The organism is Streptomyces sp. S3(2020) (assembly GCF_013044505.1).
GTDB lineage: Bacteria > Actinomycetota > Actinomycetes > Streptomycetales > Streptomycetaceae > Streptomyces.
The window spans coordinates 1-5,108 of the sequence record NZ_JABERD010000374.1 but is presented as its reverse complement, the minus strand read 5'-3'; the positions used below and the strand labels follow the sequence as shown (position 1 = coordinate 5,108).

The 5,108-nt window shown below is 72.6% G+C and carries 5 protein-coding genes and 1 pseudogene; 2 read left to right on the top strand and 4 right to left on the bottom strand.

Features of this window, described 5'->3' with window-relative positions; translation table 11 throughout:
• Window positions 1–324, top strand: a 324-nt coding sequence (locus HLK59_RS47920; protein ID WP_171147979.1) for a peptidoglycan-binding domain-containing protein, incomplete at its 5' end; no start/stop codon positions are given.
• Window positions 325–353: 29 nt separating this feature from the next.
• On the opposite strand, the gene HLK59_RS47915 is transcribed toward HLK59_RS47920, so the two are convergent.
• Genes HLK59_RS47915 through purN form a run of 3 tightly spaced genes read right to left on the bottom strand, consistent with a single transcriptional unit; the run spans window position 354 to window position 3,333 of the window.
• Window positions 354–1,088 (bottom strand): AAA family ATPase, encoded by a 735-nt coding sequence (locus tag HLK59_RS47915; protein ID WP_171147978.1) that lies wholly within the window; start codon window positions 1,086–1,088, stop codon window positions 354–356.
• A gap of 53 nt (window positions 1,089–1,141) precedes the next feature.
• On the bottom strand, window positions 1,142–2,707 hold the full coding sequence (gene purH / locus HLK59_RS47910; RefSeq protein ID WP_171147977.1) for a bifunctional phosphoribosylaminoimidazolecarboxamide formyltransferase/IMP cyclohydrolase: 1,566 nt from the start codon (window positions 2,705–2,707) through the stop codon (window positions 1,142–1,144).
• The gene (purN, locus tag HLK59_RS47905; protein WP_171147976.1) at window positions 2,704–3,333 is read right to left on the bottom strand and encodes a phosphoribosylglycinamide formyltransferase; all 630 of its coding nucleotides are present in this window, start codon (window positions 3,331–3,333) and stop codon (window positions 2,704–2,706) included. The genes purH and purN overlap by 4 nt, the downstream gene beginning before the upstream one ends.
• 283 nt (window positions 3,334–3,616) lie before the next feature.
• Here purN and HLK59_RS47900 point away from each other — a divergent pair, with 283 nt between their 5' ends.
• Complete coding sequence (locus HLK59_RS47900; protein WP_171147975.1) at window positions 3,617–4,375, top strand: hypothetical protein; 759 nt, start codon at window positions 3,617–3,619, stop codon at window positions 4,373–4,375.
• Window positions 4,376–4,410: 35 nt separating this feature from the next.
• Here the strand turns inward: HLK59_RS47900 and HLK59_RS50645 are convergent.
• Window positions 4,411–5,108: pseudogene (locus HLK59_RS50645) on the bottom strand (hypothetical protein); the annotation flags it as partial.

Below are 5,108 nucleotides of genomic sequence, written 5' to 3'. Positions count from 1 at the left end.
CCCCCCCCCCCCCCCCCCCCCGCCCCCACCCCGACCGCCACCGTCACCGAGACCGCGACCACCCCCACCGAGCCGGCCTGGATCTCCGACTGCACCTACTACTCCGGCACCGAACTCACCAACCACGGCGACAAGGGCCAACGGGTCGTCCAGGTCCAGTGCATGCTCACCAAACGCGGCTACAGCGTCGGGGACTCGGGCGTGGACGGCCAGTTCGGCAAGGACACCCTGGCCGCCGTCAAGCAGTTCCAGGGCGCGAAGGGGCTGGAGGTCGACGGTGAGGTGGGGCCCCAGACGTGGGCGGCGCTGCGGAGTTCCACCTAGCCGCCGACTGGTCGCCGACCGGTCGCCGGCTAGCCGACTATGTGCCGCAGATACGCCCGCGGGTCGTTCAGATAGCGCCGCCAGTGCTCGACCAGCTCCAGTTCGTGCCACTCGGCGGAGCGCATCCCGTGCTCGCCGACCTCGATGATCTCGGCGCCGGGCAGTGCGGTGAGCAGGGGTGAGTGAGTGGCGCAGATGATCTGGGCGCCCGTCCGGGAGAGGTCGTCGAGCACCCCCACGAGTTCGAGGCAGGAGGCGAAGGACAGCGCGGACTCCGGCTCGTCCAGGACGTAGAGACCCGGCCCGGCGAAGCGCTCCCTGAAGGCCATGAGAAAGCCCTCGCCGTGGCTCATCTCCTCCGGGGAGCCGGACACACGGCCTGTGCGCTGCTCCCGGCCGAGGGCGTCGAGCGCGGTCTCGGCGCGCAGGAAGAACCCCCGGCGGCGGGTGTGAGGGGCCCGCAGCATCCGGCGCCCGGCCACGGTCGCCTCGAACCGCATCCGGCCACCGAGCACCGACGGCGCGCGCGGACCGGCGTAGCGATACCCCGCCGACCCGCCCCACGGATCCAGCCCGAAGGCCTCCGCCAGCGCCTCGACGAGGGTCGACTTGCCCGAGCCGTTCTCCCCGACCAGGAAGGTGACCGGCGCGGTGAACCGCAGTCCGTCGTCGAGCAGCCGGCGTACGCAGGGCACCGTCCAGGGCCACTCGGAGCCCTGGACCTCGTCCTCGGCGGCATGGGCGTACGCACGTTCCACGATCATGCCGCCAGGCTCTCACCCGGCACTGACAACGGCCGGGTGAGAGCTGAGGGACCTCAGTGGAAGAAGTGCCGCGTCCCCGTGAAGTACATCGTCACGCCCGCCTTCTTCGCGGCCTCGACGACCAGCTCGTCACGGACCGAACCGCCGGGCTGGACGACCGCCTTCACGCCGGCCTCGACGAGGATCTCCAGACCGTCGGGGAAGGGGAAGAAGGCGTCGGAGGCGGCGTAGGAACCCTGCGCGCGCTCGGTGCCGGCCCGCTCCACGGCCAGCTTCGCGGAGTCGACGCGGTTGACCTGGCCCATGCCGACGCCGACCGAGGCGCCGTCCTTGGCGAGGAGGATCGCGTTGGACTTCACCGCGCGGCAGGCCTTCCAGGCGAAGGACAGCTCGGCGAGCTCGGCGGCGCTCAGCGCCTCGCCCGTCGCCAGCGTCCAGTTCGCCGGGTCGTCGCCGTCCGCCTGGAGGCGGTCGGTGACCTGGAGCAGCGCGCCGCCGTCGACGAGCTTGAGCTCGACCGGGTTGGCGGGCGCGGCCGGGGCCTTCAGCACACGGATGTTCTTCTTCTTGGCGAGGGCCTCCAAGGCCCCCTCCTCGTAGTCCGGCGCGACGATGACCTCGGTGAAGATCTCGGCGACCTGCTCGGCCATCTCCTTCGACACCGGCCGGTTGACGGCGATGACCCCGCCGAACGCCGACAGCGGGTCACACGCGTGTGCCTTGCGGTGCGCCTCGGCGACGTCCGCGCCGACCGCGATACCGCAGGGGTTGGCGTGCTTGATGATCGCGACGGCCGGCTCGTCGTGGTCGTACGCGGCACGGCGGGCGGCGTCCGTGTCCGTGTAGTTGTTGTACGACATCTCCTTGCCGTGCAGCTGCTCGGCCTCGGCCAGGCCGCCGCCGCTGCCGTCCACGTACAGGGCGGCGGGCTGGTGCGGGTTCTCGCCGTAGCGGAGGGTGTTGGCGCGCTCCCAGGTGGCGCCCAGGAAGTCGGGGAACTGCGACTCGTCCACGGGCGCGTAGGAGGACGCGAACCAGGAGGCGACCGCCACGTCGTAGGACGCGGTGTGCTGGAAGGCCTCGGCGGCGAGCCGCTTGCGGGTGGTGAGGTCGAAACCGCCGTCCTGGACGGCGCTCAGGACGTCGGCGTACCGCGCGGGGCTGGTGACCACGGCGACCGAGGGGTGGTTCTTGGCGGCGGCGCGGACCATCGAGGGGCCGCCGATGTCGATCTGCTCCACGCACTCGTCGGGCGAGGCACCGGAGGCGACGGTCTCGCGGAACGGGTAGAGGTTGACGACGACCAGGTCGAAGGGCTCGACGCCCAGCTCGGCCAGCTGGCGCCGGTGGTCCTCCAGGCGCAGGTCGGCGAGGATGCCGGCGTGCACGCGCGGGTGCAGCGTCTTGACGCGGCCGTCCAGGCACTCGGGGAAGCCGGTGAGCTCCTCGACCTTGGTGACGGGGACGCCGGCGGCGGCGATCCGGCCCGCGGTGGACCCGGTGGAGACGAGCTCCACGCCCGCCTCGTGCAGGCCGCGCGCGAGGTCTTCCAGACCCGTCTTGTCGTAGACGCTGACGAGCGCCCGTCGGATGGCCCGCTTGTTGCTCTCGGCGGTCACTGGATAACTACCTTTCGTCCCTCAATGCGATAGCCGTTGCGGGCGAGCCGCCCCACGACATCGACGAGCAGCCTTCGCTCGACTTCCTTGATGCGCTCGTGCAGAGCGCTCTCGTCGTCCTCGTCCCGGACCTCCACCACGCCCTGCGCGATGATCGGTCCGGTGTCGACGCCGTCGTCGACGAAGTGGACGGTGCAGCCGGTGACCCGGGCGCCGTACGCGAGCGCGTCACGCACGCCGTGGGCGCCGGGAAAACTGGGCAGCAGCGCGGGGTGGGTGTTCACGAACCGCCCGCCGTGGCGCGCGAGGAACTCCTTGCCCACGATCTTCATGAACCCGGCGGACACCACCAGGTCGGGCTCGTACGCGGCGGTCGCCTCGGCGAGCGCCGCGTCCCACTCCTCGCGGCTCCCGTGGTCCTTGACCCTGCACACGAAGGTGGGGATCCCGGCGCGCTCGGCACGGGCGAGCCCCTCGATGCCGTCGCGGTCGGCTCCGACGGCCACGATCTCGGCGCCGTAGGCCTCCGAGCCTGCCTGGCCGATGGTGTCGAGGAGCGCCTGGAGGTTGGTGCCGGATCCGGAGACCAGCACGACGAGGCGCTTGGCCACGGGCTTGGCGGCCACGGTGGGGCCCTTTCTCGGGGGAGCGTTTTCCGTACGGTCGACCGTATGTACGTTCGTACGAATGCTTCGCGCCCCGGGATACGGGGAAGTCTACGAAGCGGCCGAACGCCAGCAACGATACCGGCACTCCGGACGGCCCCCACGGGACGGGGGCGTGGCCGGAAGGTAGCGTCTGGGAGGGCCTCTGTCGGGAACGTGGTCGTCGTGCGGTGCGTTTCCGAAGTGAAGGCTCACGCCAGACCGCCGTAAGACGTCGTATCACCTAGGGGAAGACGCTCACTTGATGCCGGACCGCAGCCTGCGACTCCTCACGCTCCCCCCGCAGTCGGTGCAGGGAGGGGAGCGCCGCGGCGTGCTGCTGCGGGAGCGCCCCGCCTCTCCGCCCGACGCGCCCTCGGACAAGCCTGACAAGAAGGCGGAGGAGGACAACCCCTTCGCGCCGCCGCCGGAGGGCACCCCGGACCGTCCCTGGCGGCCCCGGCGCCCGGCGGACGACTCCTCCGACGACGACAGCGCCCGCTCCCCCTGGGGCGGCCAGTGGAGCGACCGCCAGCCGGGCCGCTCCTCCAGCGGCTTCGGCGAGCGCCCCGGTGGCGGTCCCGGACCGGAGGGCCAGGGCGGTTCCGGCCCCGGCACGGGCATGCGGTGGGACCCGACCGACCCGGGCCAGCGCCGCGCGCGCTACTCGCTCCTGAGCGGTATGTGGGCGTTCTTCTTCGCCCTCTTCAGCTGGCCGTACGTCGCCCTGCTGCTCGGTGCGCTCGCCATGTACTGGGGCATCAGCGCGCTGCGCGCCAAGCCGCGCACCCCGGACCCGGACACCCCGGCGTCCGAACCGGGCGGCCGCCCCCAGCGGACCGCCGCCATCAGCGGCCTGGTCACCTCGTCCCTGGCGATCGCGGTGGTGACGGCGACGTTCGTCCTGCACCTGGTCTACAGCGACTACTACACCTGCACGAACGACGCCCTCACCAACGAGGCCAAGCAGTCCTGCAGCCAGCTGGTCCCGGAGAAGCTGCGGGACATCCTGGCCCCCAGCTGACGCCGGGGCACCGGGGACCGCTCAAGGCGCCGGGGTCACGGGGCCTCGGGCGGATCCAGCGGTGCCGACGCCTCCTTGAGCGCGGCCCAGCGGGTCTCGCGGGAGGCGTCGTCGTGCCAGGGCGAGTGCGTCGCCGTGGCCGGGTGGGGGTCGGTGGGCAGGAAGTCGTACGGCTCGAAGGCGGGGTCGTCGTCGCCGGGGCCGTACGGCGTGGCGGGCGCCGGGGCCGGTTGGCCGGCGGGCTTTCCGCGGGAGAACCAGCGGCGGGGCGAGGACTTCGCGACGGCTGGGTCCGCCTCGTGGCCCGAGGGGGTCTCCGGGTCCGGGATCCCGTCCGCCGTCGAGGGCTTCGGAACGGTCCGACCGGCCTCCGTCTCGCGCTTCTCCTGCTGCTCCTGCCTTTCTTGCTGCTCCTGCTTTTCCTGCTTCTCCTGCCTCTTCCGCCGGAGCCAGCCGCGGGCCCGGCCTCCGGACCCGTGCGCCTCCGCCTGCGGCTCACCGGCCCCGGTCTCCCGCGCCTTCGCGGCCTTCGCGGCCTTCGGCTCGCGGCACCGCCACGCCCGTAGCCCCAGGGCCGTGGGCATCGCCACCGCCGAGGTCCACGCCAGCGCCGCCGCCCCGGTCAGCCACCACACCGGACCGAACCAGGCGAGGGCGGCAACCCCGAGCGGTCCGCCCGCGAGTGCGGCGAGCATCGCGACGGCGGCCGCGCCCCGGTCTCTTATACCCATCT

What these genes read in the sequence shown, in the direction of transcription:
- HLK59_RS47900 (WP_171147975.1), top strand. Translation starts at nt 3,617, where the DNA reads ATGCCGGACCGCAGCCTGCGACTCCTCACGCTCCCCCCGCAGTCGGTG.
- HLK59_RS47915 (WP_171147978.1), bottom strand. Translation starts at nt 1,088, where the DNA reads ATGATCGTGGAACGTGCGTACGCCCATGCCGCCGAGGACGAGGTCCAG.